This window comes from Kribbella sp. NPDC020701, assembly GCF_055562215.1.
This window is the reverse complement of sequence record NZ_JBVHFT010000016.1, coordinates 175,245-199,197: the sequence shown is the minus strand read 5'-3', so window position 1 is coordinate 199,197 and position 23,953 is coordinate 175,245. Positions and strand designations below refer to the sequence as shown.

Genomic DNA, 23,953 nt, shown 5'->3' with positions numbered 1-23,953 from the left:
GCGATGGCTATGCTGGCGCCCGTGGCACAAGGAGCTCGGAGATTCGTGGCACCGCTGATCGGCCGGTGGCGGATCGTGGAGATGAGTGGATGGGACCTCGACGCGATCGACCTGGTCGAACCGGGTTTCATCGAGTTCAGCGCGGGTGGGACCGGGCAGTTCGGGTTCATCGCGGTCCGTGGCTGGCTGGACTCCCGTCCGGCCGAGCGAGACGGCCGTGCCGGTGTCGCGTTCACCTGGGAAGGGGTCGACGAGGGCGACCAAGTCAGCGGTCGTGGTTGGGCGGCGCTTGTCGACCGCGAGACGATCGAGGGGCATCTGTTCTTCCACCTGGGAGACGACTCCAGCTTCCGGGCAGAACCCTTCAACGGCGCCGACGGACTGGACGGGCAGTGAGCGAGTACCAGTACTACGAATTCCTGGCGATCGACCGGCCACTGGACGATGACGAACAAGCCGCGGTCCGGTCGCTGTCCACCCGGGCAAGGATCACGGCCACCAGTTTCGTGAACGAGTACCACTGGGGCGACTTCCGGGGTGACCCGAACCTGTTGATGGAGCGCTACTACGACGCACATCTGCAGGTGAGGAACTGGGGCACGCACCGCGTGATGTTCCGCCTGCCCAGTGATCTGCTCGAGCCCGACGTCGTCGAGCAATACCGCGCCGGCGACCAGTTCAACTCCTGGGTCGCGGGCGACTTTGTTGTGCTCGACTTCACCAGCGAAGACGACGCAGGCGAGTTCGATTTCGACTACGACGCAGGGTCGTTGCTGTCGGCAACCGTCGGCGTTCGTGCCGAACTCGCCGCAGGTGATCTCCGGCCGCTCTACCTCGCATGGCTGGCCACCTACGGCGCCTGGGAACGCGACGAGGATGTCTTCGACAGCGACGCCGACGACGACCTCGAACCACAAGTCCCGCCAGGGCTCGGCACGCTCACCGCGGCACAGCGAGCATTGGCCGACTTCCTCCGCCTCGATGACGACCTGCTCGCCACCGCGGCCCAAACCTCCCCGCCGATGGAGGAGATCGCCGACGATCCCGCAGATGTCGCCGACTGGATCGCCGGCCTGCCGATCACCGAGAAGGACCGGCTGCTGCGACAGGTCGTCCAGGGTGAGGCCGCGCGGGTACAGATGGAGATGCTGCGCCGCTTCCGGACTGAGATCACGCCGACCACCCCCACACCCCAGCCCCCCGCACCGTTGCCGACCTGCTCGACAACGCCGCACGCCGGCGAGCCAACCGCGAGCATCGGCTCGCCGCCCAACACGCCGAAGACCAGGCACGGCGCGAGCACGCCCGCGCCCTGGCTCGCGAACAACGACTCGACGACCTGACCCGCCAGGAAGACGCTGCATGGTCGCGCGTCGACGCCCTGATCGCCACCCGGAAACCGGCCGAGTACGACGCCGCCATCACACTACTCACCGACCTCCAAGCACTCGCCGAACGCGAGAACCGCCCCGACACCTTCGCCCAACGCGCCATCACCCTGCGGCAAACCCACGCACGCAAACCCAGCCTCATCGAACGCCTCAACCGAGCCGGCATCTAAGCTCGATCCGCACCTCCGCCAACCGGCCAACTGCCTCTGCCCAGGTCGGCTCATCGCGGGTGAGGTCCGGGTCAGTACTGCGGTGCACGACGGCGTATGCAGGACCGAACCGCGGGCGCCGGTCCGGTTGCAGTGCACGCCCGCGAAGGCGAGGCCACCATCAGCAACCGGGGTGATGATTCGACCTGCACCGCCAGCAGTTCGCGCTCACCGGCATCGCGTGAGACCGTCACCGATCCGGCCGCGCACGCTCCCAGGACTCACTCACCGCCTGCACCAGCCTCGAGCAATGCCGACAGTATCGCCTGCCAGAACTCCTGAGTATGCGCTGAGCCCCGCTTGCCTCACCAGATCCGCCACCTGACGCGGTATATCGTCGTACCCTGCGACAAACCAGTCCCTGATGACACAGCCCGCTCGGGCGCGCCCCCTCCGCTTCCAGGCGGTGCAGAGATTCGAGGCAACATTTGTCCCCGGAACTGGGTACAATCGTTGCCGTGGCTGACTCGACGCTGGCGCGGCTCGGCTCCATCGCGGAACGCCGGTGGGGCCTGGTCACCACTGCTCAGGCCGAGGACGCCGGTGTCTCCCGCAAGCAGCTGTCCCGGATGGCGTCGGCCGGTGCGATCGAGCGTGTGGCACAGGGCGTGTACCGCATGGCCGGAGCGCCACCACAGAATCACGAGGCGATCTACGCGACCTGGCTGACCCTTGGTGGAGCGACCGCGCCCCGCACCAGCGCCGGTGTCGCATCGATCGCGACGGCCGGCACCACGGCCGCGATCGTTCACGGCATCGGTGACTTCCTCCTCGACGGCTTCGACTTCATGGTGCCTGCACGCAAAGGAACCCGGCTTCCCGGCGTACGCCTGCGCATCCGGCAACTGACCCGTGACGAGGTGATCCCCGTCGATGGACTCCCCACCCTGACCGTCGAGCGCACGATCGCCGATCTGGTCGAGCTCGGGACCGACCTGTCCATGGTCGCCGGCGCCGTACGCGACGCCGTACGCGCCGACAAGCTCGTGGCACCCGACCGGCTCGCGTCCTACCTCGACCCCATCGCAGCGCGACGCAGGAGCGACGGCAACTCCCTGGCGAACGACCTGTACGAGCTGGCCGGCGTGCAACCGGAAGGATGAGACCGTGACTGAGCACGGGGCTAGCCGACTGGCGATCCCTGGAGCTGGCGATCAAGGACGCCGCGAAGAAGGCAGCCCGGCAAGCAGGCCCCGGCGTCAGTGCCGCCAGCGTCGATGCCCAGATCCGACAGGCACGCTTCGACCGGTTCCTCACCCGAGTCTTCGCCCAAAGGCGAGCAGTCCGAGTGGCTGCTCAAGGGCGGGATGAGCATGCTCGCCCGCGTGCCCCGCTCGCGCACCACCAAGGACATGGACCTCGCAGCACAGCACGCGACCAATCTCGCCGAAGCCGAGAGAGCACTCACCGAACTGGTCGACGTCGACCTCGGCGACCATCTCACGTTCCGGCTTATCCGCTCCACGCGCACCGGCCTCGGCGACAACCAGCCCGGAGTAGCGACCCGGCGCTACGTCTTCGCCTGCCTCGACGTCGACCATGACACCCAGATCGACACGGTCGTGGCGGGTCGCCGGCCTGGACGGGCTGCGGGTAGTGGACGCGTCGGGATCGCACGAATGATGCCGAGCACTGGCGTCGTGGGGAGGTTCACACGACCTTGCCCCACGAGCCGGATCCGGTCGAGCCGTGTCAGGCGCGGACCCGAGCCAGTTCGATGGTGCCGCCGTGGGGAAGTCCGGGGCAGCGGCGCGCGAGTTCGATCGCCTCTTGCAGTGTGTCGGCCTTGAGGACGACGTAGCCACTGAGGCCGTCGGTGGTATCGCCGCTCGGCCCGCCGGCGCTGATCGTGACCGTGGAGTGGGTTCGGTTTCCCCAATCGACCACCGAGTCGCGCAGCGACGCCATCCAGGCGGCCCATTCGGCCTCTTCGGCCGCATCCGGCTCGTGGTCGCGTCGCGTGCGGAACGTCATGACAAAGCTGTCCACGGTTCTCTCCCTCTTTTCAGCTGGTCAGCGCCGCACGCAGCGGAGCGGGGTCGAAGAAGACCCGTTCGGCGACAACGCGGCCGGCGCGCACGCTGAGCCAGTCCGCCATGGCGACAGGCCGGTTCGCACCTCGTAGAGCGACGTCGTGGATCAGGCAAACCTCGTCGCCATTGGTGAAACTCTGACGCACGGTGTGTCCGACGCTCGCGGTCAGCAGCGGGCCTGCGCTGTCGAGGAATGCGTCCGCGCCACGGATTTGGACGAGCGGGCCGGCGAAGTCGAGGTCGTCGTCCAGGAGCACACGCGCATCCTCGCGTGCGCCTGCGTAGAACGCAGCCAGGAACTGCCGCGCGGTGGTTTCGGCAGGGGTCATTCCACGTCCTTCCATCGAACTTTCTTCAAGCAAGCCAAACCTACACACGACAACTTGCTTCAAGCAAGAGATAGCGTGGGGGCATGCTGCGCCGCGACTACCCCGCCGAGAACTGCTCGATCGCCCGGGCCCTTGAGGTGCTTGGCGAGCGTTGGACACTGCTGATCCTGCGCGATGCCCTCTTCCGCGGGATGACCCGCTACTCGGAGTTCGAGGCTAGTCTGAATATGGCCAGCAACGTCCTGTCGGGTCGCCTCGCTCGCCTGGTCGAGGAAGGTCTGTTCGAGGTGGACACAGACGGCAGCTACCATCCCACCGCGAAGGCCCGCGACGTGGTGCCAGCCCTGATCGCGCTCACGGAGTGGGGCGACACCTGGTCGGCGCCCGACGGACCACCCATCGTCTACCGCACGCCCACAGGCACCGGCGTGCACGTCGAGATTCGTTCGGATCATGGGCGGCTCCTGACGCCAGGGACGACGATCGCTCCGGAACCGGGGCCGGGCGCGAAGCGAAGAGCGGGCGGGACTCGTGGACGATCGTCGTAATGGCCCGTCAAGCTGTGTGGTGAAGCCAGTCCGTACGCACACGCCGTAGATCCAGCGCACGCCTGCGGCTTCGCGTCTGTTCTAGCCCGAAGCCACGACGGAGCCGGTCGCACCACTCCTGACTGACCTCAGCTCGGCCGAAGTTTCCGGAAGCCATCGAAGGTATGGAGGTTCGCCCTCGTGGGCGTCGACTGTTGCTCAGCTGCGACGAACGAGAACCAGCCCCCTCAGGGACTTCCGACAGTGAGGACATCGCTTCCGGTAGCGGCCCTGCGATAGCGGCCGGGTGCTGAACCCAGTTCCCGTTTGAACGCGAGGGCGAATGCAGTCTCGGAGCCATAGCCGACGTCCTCTGCGATCCGCGCGATGGTGCTATCGGTGGTGGCCAGTCGGTGGGCGCCGACTTCGATGCGCCACCGGGTGAGGTATTCGAGGGGACCTTGGCCGACGACGGATTTGAATCGGGCGGCGAGGGTGGATCGGGAGACATGCGCTTCGTCGGCGAGGAGCTGCACGGTCCACCGTTGGCCCGGTGCGGCGTGGATCGCGCGGAGGGCGGCTGCGACGGTCGGGTCGGTGAGGCCGTGGAGCCATCCGGTGCCGGCCGGGTCTGTGCTGAGGTGGTGGCGGATGACGTCGATGAGGAGTACGACGGCGAGGTGTCGGACGACGACGCTTGCCCCGAGGCGATCGTTTCGTGTCTCCTGGTCGATGCGCCCGAGCAGGTACTGGACCATCGGAGCACCCTCGGCATGGGCGGGAAGGTGGATGAGAGGCGGCAGTGCGTCGAGCAGGAGCTCACGGGCGCGGCGGTCGAAGGAGAAGCTGCCGCCGATGAGGGCCGCCGTGACGGGCTCGCTGGCCGGGCCGACCTCGGCACTGCGCCCTTCGCTGGCCTGGAACAGGGGGGATGCGGCCCTGACGGGAGCCTGTGTGGAGGTGGCGAGCACGAACTCCTGCGGCCGGGTGAGCAGGAAGCAGTCTCCGGCCCGGAGGGTGATCGGATGGTCCAGTCCATCAGTCTGGACCGTGCAGGAGCCGGTGAGGACGGAGTTGAACTTCGCGCCAGCTGGTGAAGGGAACCGGACTGCCCACTCGCCATGCCCCGTCAGGGTGGACGCGAGCTCGCCGCGGGCGTCGACGAGATTGAGGACGTCCTCTAAAGGGTCGACTCGCTCTGGACGATCCATGTAGTTTGTTGGACTCATAGCAATGGATAGTCTATTCCTCCGCTCCTAGTCTTGAGGAAGAAGTTCACGAGAAGGAGTGGAACATGACCGAGCAGACCATCGACCAGCCCGCCGACAACCGGGCCGCGGTCCCGACGGGCGAGCCCAGCAAGGGTCGCATCGCGGTGCTGACCTCGGACAAGGTGGAGGAGGTCGAGTTCTTCTACCCGTACTACCGCTTCACCGAGGCCGGCTACCAGGTCGACGTGATCACGCCTGAAGGCGGCGAGCTGACCGGCTACCGCGGCTTCGGCATCTAGGAAACGATCCCGCTGGCCGATGCGGACCCGGCGGACTACCTGATGCTCTACGTGCCCGGCGGTCTCGCCCCGACCGCGCTGCGCGAGATCCCGGAGGCGATCGACTTCGTCCGGGCCTTCGCCGCTGCCGACAAGACGATCGGGCTGGTCTGCCACGGACCTCAGCTGCTCGTGGCCGCCGGCCTCGCCGAGGGCCGCCAGCTCACGTCCTGGTTCGAGGTCGCTCCCGAGGTCGAGGCTGCCGGCGGCACCTGGGTCAACGAGCCGGTCGTGCGCGACGGACAGTTCTTCACGGCCCGCAAACCCGGCGACCTGCCCGCCGAGCTCCACCAGATCATGGCCCACCTCGACGCGCAGGCCACCGATGTCTGAGCTGGTCACCACCCCGTTCGGCCCCACAGCGACCGCCGACGAGGTGCTCGACGGCGTCGATCTCGCAGGCCGGCGGATGATCGTCACCGGCGGCGCCTCGGGCATCGGCGCGCAGACCGTCCGCGCCCTCGCCCGCTCCGGCGCCGAGGTCACCGCCGCCGTCCGCGACCCCGCCGCGGTCACCCCGCCGACCGAGGCGTCCGCCGCGGAGGGATGGGCTGGCACCGTGCGCGCCGCGCCGGTCGTCGTCGTCAGCTCCGGCGTGCACCGCAAGCATCCCTTCGACTTCGGCGACCCCCAGTTCGAGCGCACCCCCTACGACCCATGGGTCGCTTATGGCCGGTCCAAGACCGCCGGCGTCCTGCTCACGGTCGGCAACGCCCACCGCTGGGCCGGCGACCAGATCACCGCGAACGCCCTGATGCCCGGCTGCGTCACCACCGGCCTGCAACGCCACCTCGACCTCGCGACCCTGCAGGCCATGGGCGCCGCCGACACCGACGGCAACCGCATCGACCAACCCTTCTACAAGACACCCGAGCAGGGCGCCGGCACGAGCGCGCTCCTGGCCGCATCCCTGCTCCTGGACGGCATCACCGGAGGCTACTTCGAGGACAACCAGGAAGCTCCCGTCACCGCCGACCCCGCCGGCGACGGCGTCGCCGCGCACGCGGTCGACCCGGCCGCTGAGCGGCTGTGGCGATATGCCGAGTCCGACGCGCAACGTGCTCGGCGCCGACGCGACCGTTGTGCACCTTCGTAGAGAGTCTGAGAACTCTTCCCGGCCCTGAAGACCGTCTCGAATGTGCTGATGATTCAGGCCCCCTGCACGCGACGAGTCGGCATAGCCCCGATTCCCCACGAGCGCCGTACCGAGCCGACTCGTTTGGCTCAGTACGGCGTTGCGTTTTCCTGAGTCGCCTGTCAGACGTTTGCACTCACGGCTACGGGTTCCAGGCCCCAGTCCCGAACGCCCCTGCCGTCAACGAAGCGCCACTCGGCGCGGCACTTGTCGCAGTCGATCCGGACGTCGTGCTCGCGGAAGCCCGGGATGTTGTCGTGCTCTTCGATGATCGTCCCGTCGCCGCAGGGGCACAGGTACTCGTAGCGCTCCACGGTCCCGGCACCTGCCCCCCATCCCTCGTGGTCGTGCGCATCTCCGCCGTCCGGCTCGGTGCGAATGGGTGCCGAAGATGGCTCCGTCTTCATCCACTCCGCGATCGCGCTGACCGCGGCGTCGTAGGCCTCGGGCGAGTGCGAGACTTCGTGGAAGATCGATCATGGCGGCATCACCCTTGCTGAACGGTAGAAGTTGATCGCGCCGCGTCCGAGGGCCGACCAGATTCTGCCTCGCTCGCGCAGCACGGCCCCGGCGTACGCGGCCCATCAGCCTCCCGCTCGGCGTGGTACCCGTTACGGACCACCAGCCGGTGGCCGTTCTCGTCGAGCTCGTCACGATGGGCCTCGATGTAGGCGGCAATCTCGGCCTGCAACGCCGCAGCCAGCATCTGACGGGCACCATCGCGAACAATCTCATCCAGCAACGACGACACCAACGACCCGCCATCCCCGCCGGTCGCGTTGGGCTCGGACTCCTCGTCGACTACCTTGAGCACGGGCGTACCTTCCCGAACCAGCGCGCCAACGCCGGTCCTGATCAGACATCTATGGGCTTCAGATCATCCTCGGGAAGGTGCCGCGCCGTACCTGCTGTTCGTGTTCCCCCTGAGTCTGCCGATCGCAATCGGCGCGGCCGCCATCGCGTCGACAGGCTTCGCGTCCACCCTGCTGTTGCAGGAGCGATTGATCGCGCTGACCGGCGAGGATGTCCGCGGCCAGGCACTGGGCCTGCATGCCAACGGCATGAAGGCGATGCAGGCGTTCGGCGCGACCCTGGCCGGCCTCATGGCGCAGCTCCTGCCCGTCGGTACGACGATGGCAATCCTGGCGATCGCGTCCCTCGCCGTGACCGCCATTCTCACCCCGGCCTGCGATTGTCCGCTGCCCGGAGCGCGAGGCACCGGCCCACCCAACCAGAAGCCACGATTGCTCAACCCAACGAAAGAGCAGCTTGACCGTGAAGCGAATCGATGGCTGATCACCAACAGGAGAAGAACAATCACGATGCACCTCGCCGATACCGGGATGACGGCCGGGCGACCGATGCCTACACAGAAGGACGTGCTCGGGTACTCCGACTCGTTGTCGAACTGGGGGCGGTGGGGCGACGACGACGAACTCGGCACTATGAACCACATCACCGACGAGGTCCGGCTGGCACTATCGAGCTGGTATAAGGCTATCCATGACGCGTGATGCCGAGATCGCCGACTTCATGGAACGCCTTCGCGGTGCGTGGCGAGCGGGCGATATCGATGCCTACGTAGCGGCGTTCGCATCGGACGCGGACCTGGTCAACCGCTCCGGTCAGTGGTACCGCGGCCGGGCGATGATCGGGGAGCGACTTGGGGAGTTGGCGCAGTCTGGCCGCCAGGCGCTGTTCGCCGCGGAGCGTCGGACCGAGGAGGTCCGCATCATCACGCGGACGGTCGCGATAGTGCACGAGTCGTGGATCGAGCCGGATCGCATCGCGCATGCGACGTATGTCCTCGGTCGTGGCGAGGAGGACTGGCAGGTCACCGCGACGACCGTCGTGCTCCAGCAATCATGAACTGAGGTCGATCGCCGTCAGGGCGGCTCGGAGATATGTCGGCGCTTGGTGAGCGCGAACTCCGCCACGCGGCCCGGCCCGCTGTGGACACTACACTCTCTCTATCACCCGCCCACCAAGCGCCGAATGACACACTGATGAGTTCAGTCAACTAGCCGAGCAAGCGTTGGCGCAGTTGTTACGTTTGGGTGACCAACACGCGGGTCAGTACCCGAGTTGCTTGTCGACGACGTTCACCAATGGCCGGCCGCCGGCGAAGCGTGCGAGGTTGTCGAGGAAGATGGTGACTTGCCGCCGGAGCGTTCCTGGCGTGGTCGCTCCGTTGTGCGGGGTCACGATGACGTTCGGCAGGTCCCAGAACGGGCTGCCGGTCGGTAGCGGTTCGATGCTGTGGGCATCGAGTCCGGCAGCCCGGATCTGGCCGTTGCGGAGGGCCTCCAGCAAGTCATCGTCGACCACGATTCCGCCACGGGAGATGCAGACGAGGTTCGCTGTGGGTTTCATCGCCTCGAAGACCGATGCGTCGAAGGCGTTGCGGGTCTCGGGTGTCAGAGGTGCGGTGATCACGACGTGGTCGCAGTTCCGGACGAAGTCCATCAGTTGTTCGGGTCCGTACAACTCGTCGACACAGTCGACCGGTGCCGTCGGGTGCCTTCGCAGGCCCAGCACTCGCATGTGGAACGCCTGGGCCTTGCGGGCCAGGTCCTTGCCGGCGTTGCCGAGTCCGTAGATCCCGATCGTGGTGCCCATCAGTTCGGGATGCCGGTGCCGGTCCCACCGATGGTCCTGCTGAGCGGACAACCAGCGGGGAGCGTCCCGGTCCAGCATCAACAGCAGCATCAGGGCGTGCTCGGCCAGTGGTACTCCGCCGTTCCCGGCCGATGAGGTGAGTACGACCGGACTGGACACCAGATCGTCGAAGATGGCCGCATCGGGTCCTGCCGCCCAGCTGTGTATCCACCGCAGGTGTGGCAGGCGAACGAAGTCGTCCGGTCCCACCGCGCCCGCCACGGCGACGACATGCTCGACGTCGGCAGTTGGCGGGCGCTCGGCGAAGTGCAGGGTGTGCTGTGGGGCAAGTGCCGCGGCGCGGCACCGATCTTCCTCGCTGAATGGACCCGTTACCACGATCACGTCGTCAGATGTCACCGCCGGCTCTCCGTTCCGTTCAGGGCTCGAGTGAGCCGCAGCAAGGCTGAGTGGTCCAGCCCGCCGTCGCCGCGAGCGCGGAGCGCAGCCATCAGTTGAGCGGCGATCGCGGTCTGCGGCAATGACAGCCCCTGCTCGCGCATGACCCCGGCGACGATGCCCAGATCCTTGTCGTGCAAGTCGACCCGGAACCCTGGCTCGAAGACGCCGGTCAAGAACGCGGCACGCTTGCGGTCCAGCACGGCCGATCCGGCCAAGCCGCTGCCGATCGCGGACAGCGCCGGCTGGAGTTCTACGCCGGAGCGTTCCAGGAGAACGACCGCTTCCGCGACGGCCTGCAGATTCGCGGCAACGATCAGCTGGTTGGCCGCCTTGGTGAGCTGGCCGCTTCCAGGCGGACCGACATACGTGATCGTGCCGCCCAGCGTGCAGAGCATCATCCGAACCTGTTCCAGCACGGCCGGATCCCCGCCGACCATGATGCTGAGCTCCCCGTCGATCGCGGCCTGCTCGCCGCCGCTCACGGGCGCGTCCAATGCCGGTACGCCGCGCGCCGCCATGGCCTCGTGCACTTCGATCGCGACCGACGGCGCGATCGTACTCATGTCGACAAAGATCTGGCCCTCGGCACAGGTGTCCGCGAGTCCGTCGGCCCCGAGCACCACTTCTCGTACGTCGGAGGAGTCAGCAACCATCGCGACCACGACGTCTGCACCTTTCGCGACCGCCGCGACCGACTCCACCAGGCCGCCGCCCGCGGTCTCGATGCGCTCCCGCGAGGCCGCCGACCGCCCGTACGCGCGGACCAGATACCCGGCCCGGACCAGGTTGGCGATCATCGGCGCGCCCATGACGCCGGCACCGATGAATCCGACCGTGCTCATCGTGGCCTCTTCTCACGCACAGCTGTGGCGAGCTGGACCGGATCGAGCCGATCCACCCAGCCGAGCGATTCCGTCGTCGGCCGCGTCGGTTGATACTCGGCGGCGATCGTTCCGCGATAGCCGGCCGCGACCAGAGCCGTCACCGTCTCCTCGATCGGAAGATCCCCACTGCCTGGCTCGCCACGGCCAGGGCTGTCGGCGAGCTGAACATGACCGATCCAGGGCGCCAAGCGTTCTGCGGCTGTCACCAAGTCGACGCCGTTGTTGCCGAGGTGGAACAGGTCGAAGAGCAGACGGACGTTCGGAGTCGAGCGCAACGGACCCTCGAGCAGTTCGACCACGTCATCGCCGTCGACCAGCGGATACGTACCGTTCAGCCCGCGGGCCAGCGGCTCCAGTAGTACGACTCCATCGATCTCGGCAAGGATCTTCGCGACCGCCCGTACGGCGCGAACCGCGGTGTCGTGCTGCTCGTCGACGGACCATCGGACATCCAGCTGGCCGTACAGCAGATTGAACGCACGGCAGCCGGTCCGCCGCGCGATCTGTAACACCTGCTCGGTGTTGACCTCGAGTTCCTCCTGCCGGTCCGGCCGGCAGGCGATTCCTCGCTCACCGGTCGACATGTCGCCGGCGAAGAAGTTCAGGCCGGACAACTCGACGCCCGCTTCTTCCAGTGCGGTGGTCAACGCATCCACCTGCGCCGGCGTGGCTCCGGGCCCGGGGAACGGCCACCAGCTCTCGACCCGCTCGAAGCCCGCGGCCCGGGCGGCGCCCGGGCGTTCCAGGTAGGGAAGCTCGGTGAACAGGATCGAGATGTTGGCGCTGAGCGGGAGCGTTGGCATAGCAATACTCTCCTGAAAACTCGTCTTGTCTGCAATCTTGACAGACAAGTTAGCCGAATTGAAGATGATCGCAGGAACATCCCCACAGCGCATCGAGCACCTGCCTCCGATCGCGCCGAGCGAAAGGTGATGGCGATGTCCGTCCCGCTCCCCCGTATGTCCCGCCGGTCCGTGCTCCGCCTGGTGGGCGGACTGGGCGCAGCAGCAGTCGCCGGCCCAGCTCTTGCGGCCTGTGGCGACTCGACCGGTTCCGGTTCCTCCAAGTCGGCCTCGCTCCGGTTCATGTTCTGGGGGTCCGACGACCGGGTGAAGCGCTTCCAGAAGGCCTGCACGACGTTCAACGAGAAGAACCCGTCCATCAAGGTCAGCCCCGAGTTCGGCGACATCGACGCCATCGAAACCAAGATCACCGTCGCCATGTCGGGCAAGAACCTTCCGGACGTGTTCTGGGTGACCGCCGACCTGTTGCCCCAACTTGTTGCCGGCGGCCACGTCATGGACCTGACTCCGCACCTCGGCGCGGGTAAGGGCATCACGGACGCCGGCTTCACCGACTCGATCAAGGCACCCGGCCAGATCGACGGCAAGCAGTACGCGATGACCCACGGGTTGCAGTCGATCGGCATGTTCGCCAAGCAGAACGTGCTCGACGAGGTCGGCATACCGGTGAAGAAGTACCCGGACTCCTACACCTGGGACGAGTTCGCGCAGCTCAGCGCGAAGATCCACGCCGCCAAGGGAGCGAAGTTCTTCGGCACCGACGATCCGAACACCGGCGGCGCCGCCGACTGGTTCAAGGCCTACGCCCGGCAGCACGACCAGGACACGTGGGCGGAGAACGGCGACCTCGGCTTCACCAAGGACCTCATGACCGAATGGCTGACCTACTGGAAGAACCTGCGCGACACCCAGGCATCGGTCCCGACGGCGCTGGCGCTGGAGCAGAATCCGTACTTCGAGGGCGCGCCGATGATCCGCGGACTGGCGGCGTACCACCTGCGCAACTCCAACCAGATGCTCGAACTGCAGAGCCTGACCAAGGATCCGCTGGTACTGATGCCGTGCCCGGGCAACGGCGGAGCCGGGACCAAGGCGATCGGGCTCTCCCCCAACATGCTCTGCGTCGCCGCCAACGCCAAGAATCCGGACGCGGCACTCAAGTTCGCCGACTACCTGCTCAACGACGTCGACCGCGCCAAGATCATCGGTACGACGATCGGCGCACCACCCACCCAGACCGTTCGCGACGCCATCACGTCCGCGGTGTCGGACGCCGAGAAGCAGTTCCTCACCTACATCGGGTTCGAGGCCGAAGCCAAGTCCAACCCGGTCCGCAACGGGCTGCCGACCTCCGGAGCCTTCACCGGCGACATGGTCAAGGCCTGGCGGAACCTCGCCTACGACAAGGCCTCGATCCAGCAGACCGTCGACCTGATCTTCGGCGACCTGCGCACCAAGCTCCTCAAGAAGTAGCCAACTCCCCCGATCGCGCGGAAGGACCGCTATGCCACTGAACGAGATTGCCGCCAGTCTCTATCCGTGGGACCTGGCCGACGAGGGCATCGAGCACGTCCTCGACGTCCTGACCAGCCGTGCGGAGGTGAACTCGGTGTACCTGGTCGGCCTGATGCACAAGGAGAAGCGGCCTCTGCACGCCCGGCACTATCCGCACAACCCCGTCCGTCGCTACTACGTGCCCGAGGACAGCCGGGCGTACTGGGCACCGGATCCCAGCAAGTACAAGCGGATCAAACCGCTCACCACCGAGCGCGACTTCCTGATCGGCCGCGACTGGCTCGACGAGCTGATCACAGCGTCCCGGCAGCGCGGCCTGCGCACCGGCTGCGAGATCTCACACACGATCATCGACGCGCAGTACGCACGGGAGAACCTGTCCGACGTACTGCAGCGCGATGTGTACGGAAACGTCGTCGGCGCATTCGAGGCGGTCGAGGCCCAGCGGGCGCTGCCCTGCCTGAACAATCCCGATGTCCAGGACTACCTGTACGGGTTGTTCGCCGACATCGCGAGCAACCACGACGTCGACTACGTGCAGACCTGCCTGGTGCTGTTCGGCGCAGGACGTGACGACGGCGGAACGCACGGCTTCGGCCCGACGTCCTGGCAGCAACTGCTCGCGGTCGCGACCGGCGGCTGTTTCTGCGACGCCTGCAAGCGCAAGGCCACTGATGAAGGCCTGGACTGGGCGTCGGTTGTCCACGAAGTGACTCACCTGGCCAACCTGTCCCGCCGGATCGGACTCGAGGAACTGCACGAACGTCAACTGCTCGACGAGTCCAACTACACCGAATCGGCACTGCTCGTGGAGAACGAGGCCTTCACCGCGTGGCTGCAGTTCCGCAAGCGCTCGGTGAACCGCCTGTTCGCGCTCGTCCGCGAGGCGCTCGCAAGCTCCGGACGCCAGGTCGAGTTCCGCTACAACACCTACATGGCGTCGCCCGAGCGCGCCGGGCTCGACTTCGCATCGGCGTTCACACACGTCGACTCGGTTCGCGAATCCGACTACTCCGACCAGCTGGGCACGGCCGAAGGAGTCGCGACCAAGCGGGCAAAGTTGATGAAGTGCCGTCGCGCCCTGCGCGAGGACCAGCAGCTGATCGCCGCTCTCGGCGTCCGGCCCAACGCGACCACTCAGACGCTGACCGACAGCGTCAAGGCCGCGGTTGACGCCGGAGCGGACGGTCTGTCACTCGGACACTACGACGGCGCCACGATGGAACGGCTGGACGCTGTCAAGCTGGGGCTGCGCCGCTGGGAGGCGCAGCAGCGCGACTGGCAACCACTGACCGGTTCGACGGTGGAATAAGCGCCATGGCATTGATCAACGAGGTTCAGCAGGCGGCCAAGGATCGCGCCCGGGGCCGGCGATCGCGGATCGCGTATCTGTTCCTGCTGCCGTGGATGGCGGGCGTGCTGCTGATCACGCTCGTCCCCATGGTCACCTCGCTGTATCTGTCCTTCACCGACTACCGGCTCGGCGAGTCTCCCCGGTTCACGGGGCTGGAGAACTACCGGCGGATGTTCAGCGACCCGGACTTCCTCGCGGCCTCGGGTGTGACGGCGAAGTACGTGTTCATCTCCGTTCCGTTGCAACTCACCTTCGCACTCGCGATCGCAGTGCTGCTCAACCAGGGCGTACGAGGGCTGGCGATCTACCGGTCCGTGTACTACCTGCCCTCGTTGCTCGGGGGCAGCGTGGCGGTGGCGGTCCTGTGGCGGCAATTGTTCTCCAGTACCGGACTGGTGCCGGAACTCGCGGGCAAGCTCGGAATCCAGATGGGGTCGTGGATCTCCGAGCCGGCCCATGCGCTCGACACGCTGATCATTCTGCACGTGTGGACCTTCGGCTCGCCGATGATCATCTTCCTGGCCGGGCTGCGACAGGTCCCCGAGGAGCTGGTCGAGGCGGCCAAGGTCGACGGAGCCGGGGCCTGGCGCCGATTCACCTCGGTGATCCTGCCGCTGCTCAGCCCGGTGGTGTTCTTCAACCTGATCCTCCAGCTGATCGGCTCGTTCCAGGCCTTCACGCAGGCATACATCGTGTCGGCGGGAACCGGCGGGCCGTCGAACTCGACGTTGTTCTACACGCTCTACCTGTTCGTGACCGGCTTCAAGAACTTCGAGATGGGTTACGCGAGCTCACTGGCCTGGATCCTGTTCGTCGTGATCGGCATGCTGACCGCGGTCAACTTCGTCGCCGCCCGCTACTGGGTCCACTACGAGGACTGATCCCGATGAGGACAGATACGGTGACCACTCCCCCGACCATGCCCGCAGCCCCGCTCGAGCAGACGCCGCCCGGCCGTGGCGGCAAGGCCGGCCCGGACCTCCTGGAATGGATCCTGCGACGCGGCTGGCGGCATCTGCTGTTGATTGCCTTCGGCATCATCATGATCTATCCGCTGATCTGGATGCTGACCCGATCGTTCATGAACAACAGCGACATCTTCGGCGACGGTTCCGGCGGTGGCGCGCTGACTCTGGCCAACTACGTCGACGGCTGGAACTCGCTCGGCATCCCGTTCGGACGGTTCATGCTTAACTCGATGATCGTCGCGATCGCGTGCATCGTCGGCAACCTGATCTCCTGCACGCTGGCCGCGTACGCCTTCGCCCGCCTGCGGTTCCGGTTCCGCGGGCCGATGTTCGCGATCATGCTGGCGACCATCATGCTGCCGTTCCACGTGACCGTCGTACCGCAGTACGTGATCTTCTCGACCCTCGGACTGACCGACACCTACGTACCGCTGATCTTGCCGAAGTTCCTGGGCGTGGAGTCGTTCTTCATCTTCTTGATGGTGCAGTTCATGCGCACCCTGCCGACCACGCTGGACGACGCAGCGGCGATCGACGGCTGCGGACCACTGCGCACGTTCTGGAGCGTCATCCTGCCGCTGTGCACTCCGGCGATCGGCGTCACCGCCGTGTTCACGTTCATCTGGACCTGGAACGACTTCTTCACACCGCTGCTCTACCTGAACCGGCCCGATCTCTACACGGTGCCGCTCGGGCTGAGCACCTTCTCCGACTCCGCCGGGCTCAGCAACTACGGTGCGCTGTTCGCGATGTCGATCGTCACGCTGGTCCCGGTTTTCGCCGTGTTCTTGTTCGCCCAGAAGGCCCTGACCCAGGGCATCGCGACCACCGGCCTCAAGTAGGCTCGGACAGGAGGTTCATGTCCATCATCTCCGCGGTGGAGCTGATCGAGTTCGACCACACGGTGGTGCGGCGCTACGACCGCAGTGGCGAGCCGCTGACCGACGCGACACCGCCGAGCCGGACGACGCGCCGGTTCGGGATCCGGATCCGCACCGACGACGGCGCCGAGGGCGGGTACGTCGTCATGTGGAGCGCACCGCCGTACGCCATCGCCCAGGTCAAGGCCATGGCGGGAAGCATCGTCGGGCGCGACCTCCACGACCGCGAGGCGATCTGGGACAGCTTCAACGGCGGCTTCGCCAAGACCGACCGGATCGGGGCCGGCGCGATCGACATCGCCCTGTGGGACGCCCTCGGCAAGCTGACCGGCCTCGGGGTGTCGCAACTTCTCGGCCGGTTCCGGGACCGGCTTCCCGCATACGTGAGCACGGTCGGCGGAGGGCACGGGCTGGGCAGCCTTGCCACCGCTGACAGCTACCGCGACTTCGCCGACCAGTGCGCGCGCCTCGGCGTGCCCGGCTTCAAGATCCACGGGCGGTCGGCCGGAACCGCTCGCGACGAGATCGAGATCTTCGGCGCGACCGCTGAGGGATCAGGCGGCCGGAGCGACATCATGACCGACCCAGGCAAGAGCCTGCCGACCCTCGCGGAGGCTCTCAGGCTCGGCCGGTTCTGCGACGAGGTCGGCGCCTACTGGTGGGAGGACCCGCTCCGTGGCGACGCACCGCTGGCGCACCGGATCCTGCGTGACCGGGTTCGTACGCCGCTGCTCATCACCGAGTTCGTCCGCGGCCTCGAACTGCGGACCGCGCTCGCACTCGACGGCGCGACCGACTTCCTGCGCGCCGATCCGGAGCTCGACCTGGGCATCACCGGCGTGATGAAGACCGCGCACGCGGCAGAGGCGATCGGACTGGACCTGGAGGTGCACGCGGCCGGCCCGGCGCAGCGCCACTGCATGGCGGCGATCCGGAACACGAACTACTACGAACTCGGGCTCCTCGACCCCACAACCGGCAATCCGTCGTTACCAGACGTCTTCGCCGACGACTACGCCGAGGACCTGTCCGCAGTCGGAGACGACGGCTGCGTCGGCGTACCGTCCGGCCCGGGTCTCGGCGTGACGTACGACTGGGATCGGATCTCGACGCTCAACGCAGATCGCGTGACCTTCCGATGACCAGTACACCTGTCAGGCAGTTCGGCTAGCGATCAATTAGGATGCGGACATCCCAGGCCGAGACCCGGCCGAGATGACATCAAGGAGGCGGTAGGAGTGAGTGTCGAACTCGAGAGCACCTCACTGACCGACTCGCTGACTACCGCGCTGCGCAAGCAGATCATCGCCAGCGAGATCCCACCGGGAGAAAAGCTCTCGGAGATCTGGGTCGCCAACCGATTCGCCGTCGCCCGACCTACCGCCAAGGCCGCGCTGGACCGGCTGACGAACGAAGGACTTCTTCGTCGAGGACCCCGACGCACCGCGGTCGTCCCGCAACTGTCCGCCGACGACGTGAGCGACCTCTACTACGCCCGGGAGCCAATCGAGTGTAAGGCGGTGACGACGCTCGCGCGCCGCGGCGAGGTGCCCGGCGACGCCGACCGCTCGCTGTCGCTGATGCGGATCGCAGCCGAGCGCGACCAGCACACCGAGCACACCGAAGCCGACGTCGCCTTGCACCGCGCGCTGGTCGCCGCCACCGGCAGCAAACGCCTGCGCCGGATGCACGAGACCGTCATGGGCGAGACGCAACTGTGCATCGCACAGGTGCGCTCACATGCCGGCCTCGACCTGATCGCCCTGACCGATCGTCACGCGGCGGTCCTCGACGCGATCCGGAGCGGCGACCCGGACGAGGCTGTCAAGGCTCTGCTCGCCGACCTGCACAACTGCCGCGACACTCTCCTGTCCGACATCGAAGCCGCCCCGCACCAGGAGGCCGGCGAACTCCACGCCTGAGAACTGCTTCGACCTTCATCTCTGCCGCACGCACTGCGGTTCAAGAGTTCCGCGCGCCGGCAGGCGTACGGCGAACAGGGATCGGCACTCAGTCGTTCAGTCGTTCGACCGAGCCGCCCGGTACGAGTTGGGCGGGGAGAAGACGCACGACGGGCGACCGCGGCAGAGGCGGCCCGGAGCCCGGAGGCGGCCACCCGATGTCGATCCAAATCTCGCTCAGAAGGACGGTCCGGGCGTCTTCCCCATAGCGCGCATGCGCAGTTCGTGGCCACTGCGAAGCGTGTCGAACGCGCCACGAACCAGCTTGGCGTAAACCTCGGGGTCGCGTGGTGTGGCAGTGGTCTCGGCAGTTGGCGCGGCTTGTCGGGGCGGTGCGGCATAAGTTGTGGTCGACGGGTGTCCCAGGGATTGGTGGGGCCGGCGGCGACGGCGTTCCAGCGCAACCTGCACGCCGAACGCGACGGCTCCCAGCGCGACGCCCGCGAGGGGGGAAGCGGTGGTTGGGGGTTTGGACTGACCCGCAGGGGAAGGAGAGGTCGCGGGCGTTTGAGACGAAGGTCCAGGCGCTGCGGTACGCGAGTGGGATGGAGACGGATCGTGATCGGGGTGACTATCTGGATCCGGATGCCGGCAAGGTCCGGTTGGAGGAGATCTGGCCTCGGTGGATGGGGTCGCGGACGATCGATCCGGCGAGCGCGATTCAGTACGACTCGAAGTGGCGGCTTCATGTGGAGCCGGTGTTCGGGCGGCGGATGGTCAAGAGCATCCTGCCGTCGGAGGTCGCGGTCTGGCTAACCGATCTCATGGGTGTCTACGGCCCCTCGACAGCTCGAAGCGCATTGCTGGTTCTCAACGGGTGTCTTGAACTTGCGGTCGCCGACGAGCTGATCAAGCGCAATCCGTGCCAGTTCAAGGTCGTCAAGAAGCCGAAGCGGCGGTTCTCCAAAGTCGTTGCCTGGTCGGATGAGACGGTCGAGCGCATCGTCGAAGCACACCCTGATCGGTTCCGGCTGCTTCCGACGACCGCGTCGGCCGCCGGTTTGCGGCAGGGTGAGCTGTTCGGACTCTCGGTCGACGACTTCGACTTCAGTCTCATGCTCATCGGAGTCCGGCGTCAGGTGAAGCGCCTGGGAAAGAGGTTCGTCTTCGCGCTTCCCAAGAACGACAAGGAGCGTTTCGTGCCGATGGCACCCGTGCTCGCGATTGCGATCAAGAGCCACATCGAGCATTTCGGGATGACCACCATCTCGCTACCGTGGGAGCGCCTCGACGGCGAAGTCCAAGACCACGACCTGATTTTCAGCTGGCCAGACGGCCGACACATGACGGCACGTTTGCACGACGAGCTCGTGTGGAGACCCGCGCTTGCCATGGCCGGTGTGATCCCGCCGCCATACAAGGACAACCGCGGCCGCCGGCGCTTCAAGACCGACCGTACGACTGGGCTGCACGCGCTCCGCCACTACTTCGCCAGCATCACGCTCGCGGACGGGGTCAACATCAAAGAACTCTCCGAGTATCTCGGGCACCACGATCCGGGCTTCACGCTGCAGATGTACACCCCTATGCTGCCGTCGTCCTACGACCGTGACCGACAGGCCGTCGATCGGCGGCTGACGCGACTTGCGCGGCGGCTGACGGACCAGTCACGGACCAGGAGCGAAATCGGACCGGAGCTCGAGCCCCCGGACGCCGGCCCCGGGCTGCTCTAGCCGGAGATCCAGGAATGGCGAAAGCCCTTTCAGTCAAGGCTATTTGAGCTCCGCGGAAGTCTTCCCTAGTAGGCGCCGCGCTACGATCAACTGTTGAATCTGCTGGGTTCCCTCGAAGATGTCGAGGATTTTGGAGTCTCGGGACCACTTTTCCAGGAGGTGGTGTTCTGAGTAGCCGAGGGTGCTGGTTAGTTCTATGCAGCGGAGGGTGATGTCGTTGCCGGAGCGGCCGGCTTTGGCTTTGGCTATGGAGGCTTGGAGGGAGTTCGGCCGGCGGTTGTCGGCCATCCAGGCTGCCTGGAGAGTCAGGAGGTAGGCGGCTTCCCAATCGGCTTCCATGGTGAGGTACGACGCTGCCGCGGCCGGTTGGAGGTGGACGGGGCGGTCGTAGTCGACCTCCACGCCGGCGTCGCGCAGCAGGTCGCGGGTGAGTTCAAGGGATGCTCGGGCCACGCCGACGGCCATGGCGGCGACCAAGGGGCGAGTGTTGTCGAAGGTCTGCATGACGCCGGCGAAGCCTTTGTCGGCGTCGATGTCGGGTGATCCGAGCAGGTTCTCCCGCGGTACGCGGCAGTTCTCGAAGCGGATCGTCGCGGTGTCCGACGCGCGGATCCCGAGCTTGTGGTCGAGGCGCTCGACGGTCATCCCAGGCGTGTCCTTCGGTACGACGAACGACTTGATCGCAGCCCGCCCGAGCGACTTGGCCAGCGTCGCCCACACCACGACGGCGTCGCAGCGCCCACCGGCCGTGACGAAGATCTTCTCACCGTTGAGCACATAGACGTCGTCATCCAGCCGAGCTGTCGTCTGGATCTTCGCCGAGTCCGAGCCACAATCGGGCTCGGTGATCGCCATCGCCGCCCACACGCCGTCGAAGCGACGCAACTGCTCCTCGGAGGCGACGGACGCGATCGCCGAGTTGCCGAGCCCCTGCCGCGGCATCGACAGCAGGAGTCCGACGTCGCCCCAGCACATCTCCATGATCGACAGCACCGACGACAGGTTCGACCCGTTCACGACCCCGTCGACGGCGTCGGCAGTACGTCGTACGCCGGAGGCACCCGCACCCGAACCGGTGCCCGAGGCACCTAATCCGTCGACCATCGCCGCGAGCATGTCGAGCTCGACCGGGTACTCGTGCTCGGCCAGGTCGTAGCGGCGCGAGTTCGGCCGCAGCATCTCCGCGGCGACCTGGTGTGCCTGATTGACGAAGGCACGGAACTTCCGAGGCGTCTCGAGGTTGATCATCAGACCAGCACCGCACCTTCCATGACGCCGATCGCCCGCAGATCGCGGTACCACCGTTCCACCGGATGCTCCTTGACGAACCCGTGCCCGCCGAGCAGTTGGACGCCGTCCGTCCCGATCTGCATGCCCTTGTCGGTACACAGCCGCCGCGCCAGCGCGACCTCGCGAGCGAACGAGAGCTCTTGCTCAGCACGCGATCCGGCCCGGTACGTCACCAGCCGCATGCCCTCCAGCTCGATCCCGATGTTCGCCACCATGAACGCCACCGACTGCCGGTGACTGATCGGCTCGCCGAAGGCAGTCCGCTCGTTCACGTACGGCGTGACGTAGTCGAGCACCGCCCGTGCCGTACCGAGGGACAACGCGCACCACCCGAGCCGCGACAACCGCACACATTCGGCATAGTCCTCAGGGGTTCCGAGTTGTACGGCCGGCACGTCCGTGAGAATCACCCGGCTGAGGGAGGCCGCCCGTAAGCCCATCGACGGCTCGGCCTCGATCGTCACGCCGGGATGGTTGGACTCGACCAGGAACAACGCAGGCCCGGAGGACTCCACGTCTGCGGCGAGCACCAACAGTTCGGCCTCGGCCCCGCGCGGCACCAACGACTTCACGCCGTTCAGGAGGTGACCGGTTCGTTGCCGCGTCGCCCTGGTTTTCAGCGTGAACGGATCGAACAGCGGTCGCGGTTCGAGGATCGCCAGCGCTGCCGCGGGTACGGACGACCCCGTGAAAGCCGGCAGGTACGTCGCCTGCTGGGTCTCATCGCCCCACAGAGAGATCGCCGTACTCACGGCTGCCGGTGCCAGGCACGCGACAGCCTGTCCCATGTCGCCGTACGCCATCGCCTCGGCCACCAGTACGCCGGTCATCGCGGATCGTTCGGTCACGATGCCGCCGAGTTCCTCGGGAACCTCGATCAGACTCAGCCCGAGGTCGGCGGACGACGAGAGAACCTTCTCTTCGGTCGCGCACGCGGTGTCCGAAGTGGCGGCAGCCGGGCGGAGCACCTCGGCGGCGAACTCGCGCACGACCTCGACGACCAACTGCTGGTCCTCGGTCGGGGTCAGGTCGAAACGGCCGGTCCCGCGCGCCGCCGGCAACCGCGACGGCTTGCTGCGCTTCGACGCCGCCGAGAAACTCCGAGAGAGCGCTCCCGCCGTGCGGAAACCGGTCTTCGTCGCCTCGAACACCACCCGCTCGGTCTGCTTCCGCAGCCCGAACCGGTCGATCGCGCGCGACTTGGCCAGCCGGTTCAGCAGTGCGACGCCGACTCCGATCGCGTCCCGCCTGCCTCGCGTTCGCTCCTGAAGGCTCATGGCGCTACTGTAAACCGAAGTTACAACGCAGGTCACGTCCCGGCGCTGCAGGGCGGCGGTGATAGCCTGACGACCCGTTCGAAGGGTGGACACGTAGTGGCCGTGAGCATGTCGGATGTGGCCCGCCACGCCGGGGTCTCGCAGCGGACGGTCTCCAACGTGGTCAACAACTACGTCCACGTCTCCCCCGCCACTCGCGCCCGGGTGCAGGCGAGCCTCGACGCGCTCGGATACCGGCCGAACACGGCCGCGCGGCGGCTCCGGACGGGCCGCACCGGCACGGTGACGCTGGCTGTCCCGACCTTCAGAGAGCGCTATTTCGCCGATCTCGCCGAGGCCGTCATCGCGGCAGCCCAGCGGCGCGGTACGACGGTCCTGGTCGAGACGACCGGCGGACGCCACGAGGCCGAACTGGAACTCCTGCACGGCGGCGGCGAGATCCTCACCGACGGGCTGATCATGAGTGCGGTCGCGCTGAGTCGCGTGGACGAGGGGCAGGCGGAGGGCCGGAAGCATCCGGTGGTGCTCGTCGGCGACCGTGAGCCCGGCAGCGAGATCGACCACGTCGGCATCAAGAACCGGGAAGCGGCGCAGGCGGCGGTCACTCACCTACTCGACACCGGACGGCGCCGGATCCTGCTGCTCGGAGCGAACAACGGACCCAAGCGCTCCTACCAACTCCGCCGGCAGGGCTACCAGGCCGCGCTGAAGAAGCACGGGTTCGAGGTCGACCGGAACCTCCTGATCGACTGCGGCTGGACGACCGCCGAAGCCGCCGATGCGATCGCCGGAATCATCAGCCAAGGGGATCTGCCCGACGGGATCTTTGCGATGAATGACTCGGCTGCGCTCGGGGCTATCCGGGCGCTGATTCGCGCCGGGATCGACGTGCCAGGGCACGTCTCGGTGATCGGATTCGACGACATCGTCGAGTCGAGCCTGTCGACGCCGACGCTCAGCACGGTGGCACCGCTGCTCGACGACATCGCGAGCATGGCGCTCGACCTGCTCGAGGAGCAGTTCGGCGCGGAGGAGCCCCGCGTCCCCCAGCACCGGATGGCCGGCTACGAGCTCCGCCTCCGCGAGAGCACCACCCTCTGACAAGCCGGACGAT

Annotated in this window: 25 protein-coding genes and 2 pseudogenes; 17 read left to right on the top strand and 10 right to left on the bottom strand. The window is 66.8% G+C overall.

Translation table 11 applies throughout. From position 1 onward, the window contains the following. Positions 1–45: 45 nt before the first annotated feature. The 4 genes from ACZ3HV_RS33240 to ACZ3HV_RS33225 all read left to right on the top strand — a co-directional run bounded on the left by ACZ3HV_RS33240 (position 46) and on the right by ACZ3HV_RS33225 (position 3,390). Complete coding sequence (locus ACZ3HV_RS33240; RefSeq protein WP_465690163.1) at positions 46–396, top strand: hypothetical protein; 351 nt, start codon at positions 46–48, stop codon at positions 394–396. Next, positions 393–1,343: a hypothetical protein gene (locus ACZ3HV_RS33235; RefSeq protein WP_465690161.1), complete on the top strand. Its 951-nt coding sequence runs from the start codon at positions 393–395 to the stop codon at positions 1,341–1,343. The genes ACZ3HV_RS33240 and ACZ3HV_RS33235 overlap by 4 nt, the downstream gene beginning before the upstream one ends. Positions 1,344–2,058: 715 nt before the next feature. Beyond that, a complete protein-coding gene (locus tag ACZ3HV_RS33230; protein WP_465690159.1) occupies positions 2,059–2,703 on the top strand; it encodes a type IV toxin-antitoxin system AbiEi family antitoxin domain-containing protein in 645 nt (214 codons plus the stop codon). A gap of 114 nt (positions 2,704–2,817) precedes the next feature. Continuing rightward, positions 2,818–3,390: a nucleotidyl transferase AbiEii/AbiGii toxin family protein gene (locus tag ACZ3HV_RS33225; protein WP_465690157.1), complete on the top strand. Its 573-nt coding sequence runs from the start codon at positions 2,818–2,820 to the stop codon at positions 3,388–3,390. Here the strand turns inward: ACZ3HV_RS33225 and ACZ3HV_RS33220 are convergent. Beyond that, positions 3,293–3,589: a YciI family protein gene (locus ACZ3HV_RS33220; RefSeq protein WP_465690155.1), complete on the bottom strand. Its 297-nt coding sequence runs from the start codon at positions 3,587–3,589 to the stop codon at positions 3,293–3,295. The two genes, ACZ3HV_RS33225 and ACZ3HV_RS33220, sit on opposite strands and share 98 nt — an antisense overlap. A gap of 16 nt (positions 3,590–3,605) precedes the next feature. After that, positions 3,606–3,962 carry a nuclear transport factor 2 family protein gene (locus ACZ3HV_RS33215; protein WP_465690153.1) on the bottom strand — a complete coding sequence of 119 codons (357 nt, stop codon included), beginning with the start codon at positions 3,960–3,962 and terminating at the stop codon, positions 3,606–3,608. An 83-nt stretch (positions 3,963–4,045) separates the two neighbouring features. On the opposite strand from ACZ3HV_RS33215, the gene ACZ3HV_RS33210 reads away from it, so the two are divergent. Further along, positions 4,046–4,510, top strand: a complete 465-nt coding sequence (locus tag ACZ3HV_RS33210) for a winged helix-turn-helix transcriptional regulator (RefSeq protein ID WP_465690151.1) — start codon at positions 4,046–4,048, stop codon at positions 4,508–4,510. A 227-nt stretch (positions 4,511–4,737) separates the two neighbouring features. Here ACZ3HV_RS33210 and ACZ3HV_RS33205 read toward each other — a convergent pair whose 3' ends face one another. After that, positions 4,738–5,718: an AraC family transcriptional regulator gene (locus ACZ3HV_RS33205; RefSeq protein WP_465690149.1), complete on the bottom strand. Its 981-nt coding sequence runs from the start codon at positions 5,716–5,718 to the stop codon at positions 4,738–4,740. Between the two features lie 65 nt (positions 5,719–5,783). On the opposite strand from ACZ3HV_RS33205, the pseudogene ACZ3HV_RS33200 reads away from it, so the two are divergent. Together ACZ3HV_RS33200 and ACZ3HV_RS33195 are read left to right on the top strand one after the other, a co-directional pair. Next, positions 5,784–6,371, top strand: a pseudogene (locus ACZ3HV_RS33200) (type 1 glutamine amidotransferase domain-containing protein). After that, positions 6,364–7,134 carry an SDR family NAD(P)-dependent oxidoreductase gene (locus tag ACZ3HV_RS33195; RefSeq protein WP_465690147.1) on the top strand — a complete coding sequence of 257 codons (771 nt, stop codon included), beginning with the start codon at positions 6,364–6,366 and terminating at the stop codon, positions 7,132–7,134. Before ACZ3HV_RS33200 ends, ACZ3HV_RS33195 begins: the two are co-directional and overlap by 8 nt. A gap of 161 nt (positions 7,135–7,295) precedes the next feature. Here the strand turns inward: ACZ3HV_RS33195 and ACZ3HV_RS33190 are convergent, their stop codons facing one another. Beyond that, a complete protein-coding gene (locus ACZ3HV_RS33190) occupies positions 7,296–7,487 on the bottom strand; it encodes a hypothetical protein (protein ID WP_465690145.1) in 192 nt (63 codons plus the stop codon). A gap of 275 nt (positions 7,488–7,762) precedes the next feature. Then, positions 7,763–7,987, bottom strand: a pseudogene (locus ACZ3HV_RS33185) (IS256 family transposase); the annotation flags it as partial. Positions 7,988–8,087: 100 nt separating this feature from the next. Between ACZ3HV_RS33185 and ACZ3HV_RS33180 the strand changes: the two are divergent. Both ACZ3HV_RS33180 and ACZ3HV_RS33175 read left to right on the top strand, forming a co-directional pair. After that, positions 8,088–8,687, top strand: coding sequence for a hypothetical protein (locus ACZ3HV_RS33180; protein ID WP_465690144.1), 600 nt, complete (start codon positions 8,088–8,090; stop codon positions 8,685–8,687). After that, a complete protein-coding gene (locus ACZ3HV_RS33175) occupies positions 8,677–9,042 on the top strand; it encodes a DUF4440 domain-containing protein (RefSeq protein WP_465690142.1) in 366 nt (121 codons plus the stop codon). Before ACZ3HV_RS33180 ends, ACZ3HV_RS33175 begins: the two co-directional genes overlap by 11 nt. 204 nt (positions 9,043–9,246) lie before the next feature. Here ACZ3HV_RS33175 and ACZ3HV_RS33170 read toward each other — a convergent pair whose 3' ends face one another. Genes ACZ3HV_RS33170 through ACZ3HV_RS33160 form a run of 3 tightly spaced genes read right to left on the bottom strand, consistent with a single transcriptional unit; the run spans position 9,247 to position 11,920 of the window. Then, positions 9,247–10,191, bottom strand: a complete 945-nt coding sequence (locus ACZ3HV_RS33170; RefSeq protein ID WP_465690140.1) for a D-2-hydroxyacid dehydrogenase — start codon at positions 10,189–10,191, stop codon at positions 9,247–9,249. Next, complete coding sequence (locus ACZ3HV_RS33165) at positions 10,188–11,075, bottom strand: NAD(P)-dependent oxidoreductase (RefSeq protein ID WP_465690138.1); 888 nt, start codon at positions 11,073–11,075, stop codon at positions 10,188–10,190. Before ACZ3HV_RS33165 ends, ACZ3HV_RS33170 begins: the two co-directional genes overlap by 4 nt. Further along, entirely contained in the window at positions 11,072–11,920 is an 849-nt protein-coding gene (locus ACZ3HV_RS33160) for a hydroxypyruvate isomerase family protein (protein WP_465690136.1), read from the bottom strand. Before ACZ3HV_RS33160 ends, ACZ3HV_RS33165 begins: the two co-directional genes overlap by 4 nt. 135 nt (positions 11,921–12,055) lie before the next feature. Between ACZ3HV_RS33160 and ACZ3HV_RS33155 the strand changes: the two genes are divergently transcribed. The 7 genes from ACZ3HV_RS33155 (at position 12,056) to ACZ3HV_RS33125 (ending at position 20,272) form a co-directional block, all read left to right on the top strand. Further along, positions 12,056–13,393, top strand: a complete 1,338-nt coding sequence (locus ACZ3HV_RS33155; RefSeq protein WP_465690134.1) for an ABC transporter substrate-binding protein — start codon at positions 12,056–12,058, stop codon at positions 13,391–13,393. A gap of 31 nt (positions 13,394–13,424) precedes the next feature. Then, entirely contained in the window at positions 13,425–14,747 is a 1,323-nt protein-coding gene (locus tag ACZ3HV_RS33150) for a hypothetical protein (protein WP_465690132.1), read from the top strand. Positions 14,748–14,752: 5 nt separating this feature from the next. Further along, the gene (locus tag ACZ3HV_RS33145; protein WP_465690130.1) at positions 14,753–15,670 is read left to right on the top strand and encodes a carbohydrate ABC transporter permease; all 918 of its coding nucleotides are present in this window, start codon (positions 14,753–14,755) and stop codon (positions 15,668–15,670) included. 20 nt (positions 15,671–15,690) lie between these two features. Further along, complete coding sequence (locus ACZ3HV_RS33140; protein WP_465690128.1) at positions 15,691–16,599, top strand: carbohydrate ABC transporter permease; 909 nt, start codon at positions 15,691–15,693, stop codon at positions 16,597–16,599. Between the two features lie 17 nt (positions 16,600–16,616). Further along, entirely contained in the window at positions 16,617–17,780 is a 1,164-nt protein-coding gene (locus ACZ3HV_RS33135) for an enolase C-terminal domain-like protein (protein WP_465690126.1), read from the top strand. A gap of 96 nt (positions 17,781–17,876) precedes the next feature. Further along, positions 17,877–18,560 (top strand): GntR family transcriptional regulator, encoded by a 684-nt coding sequence (locus ACZ3HV_RS33130; protein WP_465690124.1) that lies wholly within the window; start codon positions 17,877–17,879, stop codon positions 18,558–18,560. A gap of 584 nt (positions 18,561–19,144) precedes the next feature. Further along, positions 19,145–20,272, top strand: a complete 1,128-nt coding sequence (locus ACZ3HV_RS33125) for a tyrosine-type recombinase/integrase (protein ID WP_465690122.1) — start codon at positions 19,145–19,147, stop codon at positions 20,270–20,272. 39 nt (positions 20,273–20,311) lie between these two features. On the opposite strand, the gene ACZ3HV_RS33120 is transcribed toward ACZ3HV_RS33125, so the two are convergent. Further along, positions 20,312–21,520, bottom strand: coding sequence for an acyl-CoA dehydrogenase family protein (locus ACZ3HV_RS33120; RefSeq protein WP_465690120.1), 1,209 nt, complete (start codon positions 21,518–21,520; stop codon positions 20,312–20,314). After that, a complete protein-coding gene (locus ACZ3HV_RS33115) occupies positions 21,520–22,839 on the bottom strand; it encodes an acyl-CoA dehydrogenase family protein (RefSeq protein ID WP_465690118.1) in 1,320 nt (439 codons plus the stop codon). Before ACZ3HV_RS33115 ends, ACZ3HV_RS33120 begins: the two co-directional genes overlap by 1 nt. Before the next feature lie 96 nt (positions 22,840–22,935). Between ACZ3HV_RS33115 and ACZ3HV_RS33110 the strand changes: the two genes are divergently transcribed. After that, positions 22,936–23,940: a LacI family DNA-binding transcriptional regulator gene (locus ACZ3HV_RS33110; RefSeq protein WP_465690117.1), complete on the top strand. Its 1,005-nt coding sequence runs from the start codon at positions 22,936–22,938 to the stop codon at positions 23,938–23,940. Positions 23,941–23,953: the final 13 nt, after the last annotated feature.